The sequence below is a fragment of the Clostridium sp. K04 genome (genome assembly GCF_019734375.1).
In the GTDB taxonomy this organism is placed as follows: domain Bacteria; phylum Bacillota; class Clostridia; order Clostridiales; family Clostridiaceae; genus Clostridium; species Clostridium saudiense.
In genome coordinates, this window is sequence record NZ_JAASHD010000053.1 from 17,367 (window position 1) to 19,982 (window position 2,616).

Sequence of the window (2,616 nt, forward strand, 5' to 3'; positions counted from 1 at the left end):
AGAATACCAGGAGGACCAGTAGGTCCAGTTGGACCCGTATCACCAGGAGTACCAGTAAAACCAGTACATCCAGTAGGACCGATAGCACCAAGAATACCAGGAGGACCAGTAGGTCCAGTTGGACCCGTATCACCAGGAGTACCAGTAAAACCAGTACATCCAGTAGGGCCTATAGGACCAATAATACCAGTGGGACCAGTAGGACCAGTAGGACCTGTATCACCAGGAGTACCAGTAATACCGGTAGAGCCAGTAGGACCGATAGCACCAATAATACCAGGTGGACCAGTAGGTCCAGTAGGACCTGTATCACCGGGAGTACCAGTAAAGCCAGTACATCCGGTAGGACCAATAGCACCAAGAATACCAGGAGGACCAATAGGTCCAGTAGGGCATGGACTACATTCTGTATCTATTACCATAGTATAAACTGTATTAGAAATGATATTAGTTTCATCACCAGTAGTTCCATAGAAGAGTCTACAAAAATTTATGATTTCAGTACCATTTTCAGTATTATTATTAATTTTTACATTAAAAGTTATAGTAACAGCTTCATTTATGCCTAGTGAAGGGATTATCGTTTCAATATAACCAGGCTGTCCGATATTAGTAAATTGCATATTATTTACTGTTAAACTATTAGCAACATAGGTTGTATTGGCAGGAATTTCATCATAAAAATATAAATTAGTGATTTCAGTATTGCTAGTATTTTCAAAGGTTATAGTATATAAAAGAATATCACCAGGTTTAGCTACATATTTATCAACAGATTTTTTTAAATTTGTAATAGGACTTTCAATTAATTCATAAAGAGTAATATCATCTATAATAAAATCATTTCCAGTTGCAGCAGCACCTTCACTAATAAAAGAAATTGTAATAGTTGTCTTAGTATCTAAATTATTTTTACCATCAATTATGCTAGTACCAGAGTTTAACATTGTACCTATCTGATTCCAAGTGGGGATTTTTGTAACTTTAAAATTTCCTATTAAATTATCATTAAAAATAGGAGTTGAGCTTCCTTCTTCTGTTATTTCAACTCTCAATTTGGGCAAAGCAGCACTAGGAAAAAGGTCTATATTACAAATCCATGCTGAAAAAAAATAATTAGTATTTTCCTTAAGAGTAACATCACTTTTAAAAATAAATTCACCTGGATAAGCTCCATTTACAATTAGCATACTACTAGTTTCATCACCAGATTTGTGGTCGGAAACATTAAACCAGCCACCAGTAGACCAACCACAAAAATTAGAATTAGCTATTGTATTACTTAAAGAATATTGACCGTTATATGGTGGGCAGGTTGGATAACCACCATGGGTACAAGTACATAATTCACCAGGTTCGTCATTTTGACAAGCAAGATTAGGGTCACTAGTTTGAGTTGCAGGATTATGTTCATACTGGACATATTGAAAGCTTTCTCCAAAACCTGAATAAGGATTTGAAGCAGGACTAGTTTGTACAGGGGTTCCATTTGGCAAATTACCAAATGTACCATTATCAGCACCAGTAAATAAATTACTTCCAGTAATAACATACTTACCTAAAGAAAGTGGAATATCATTAACAAAAACATCAATGAAAGAAATATCATCAATATCTTCTGTTAAAGTATCAATAAAAACTGTATTGGGTGATATTGAACAAATTCTATTAGAGTCTGATGGAGCATTAGCAACTTGAGAAATATATGGGTCAATTGGAGTTATGGATATCTCTTTACAGTCATTCCAATCTCCAGTAGAAGATATTTCACCTAGATATTGTCCAGCCTCAACAACTCGATAACTATTATTAGAAGGTACGTTTATAAAAGTGAACCTTCCGTTAATATCAGTTTTTACAACAATTCCAGTTTCTGTTACTTCGCCATAAATATTTTTGTCCCCTTGAATTTGTAATGCAATTGTAACATTAGGCATAGGAGTATTTATTACATCTTTATAGGGTCCACCGTTATTGTGTACAACTGTTCCTGAAATTGTATATATATTTACATTTTCGTTAATTAAAGAATATTTTTTTGAATTAGTCATAAAAAGCACCTACAAAATTTTCTATAATAAGATATTATATGAATATATCTATGAAAATTTCATGTAACTATTTAATATGGTACAGTAATTTAATAAATTTAATGAGTAAACTTTTCATTAAGCTTAACTTATAAATATAAAAAAATCAGCTACAAATTAAGTTTTGTAGCTGATTTTTTATCTAACCCGCTTGAATCATCTCCTTTCTAGAGAAGAAATACTTTTAGGAGTAAATAAAAATTAATTTTTGACTATTCAATTAAAATTTGAGTACTATTATTTGTAGTTACTTCCTTCTTAGGAAATTCAATATTTAAAACACCATTATCGAATTTAGCTTTAATTGAATCTTTATTTACATTGCTAATATAAAATGCCCTTGAAACTGATCCATAGCTTCTTTCACGTCTTATATAATGATCTTTCTTTTCTTCAGATTCGTTATTTCTTGTTGCAGAAATAGTTAAATAGTTATTATTATAATCAACTTTTATATCTTCTTTCTTAACACCAGGTAATTCAGCATGAACAATGTATTCTTCAGGGGTTTCCTTTATATCAGTCT

General features: G+C 32.1%; 1 protein-coding gene and 1 pseudogene. Both read right to left on the bottom strand.

From position 1 onward, the window contains the following. Positions 1 to 2,051: pseudogene (locus tag HCG70_RS17730) on the bottom strand (DUF11 domain-containing protein); the annotation flags it as partial. Positions 2,052 to 2,302: 251 nt separating this feature from the next. Continuing rightward, a partial coding sequence (locus HCG70_RS15920; RefSeq protein WP_221697999.1) for an Hsp20/alpha crystallin family protein occupies positions 2,303 to 2,616 on the bottom strand: 314 nt, incomplete at its 5' end.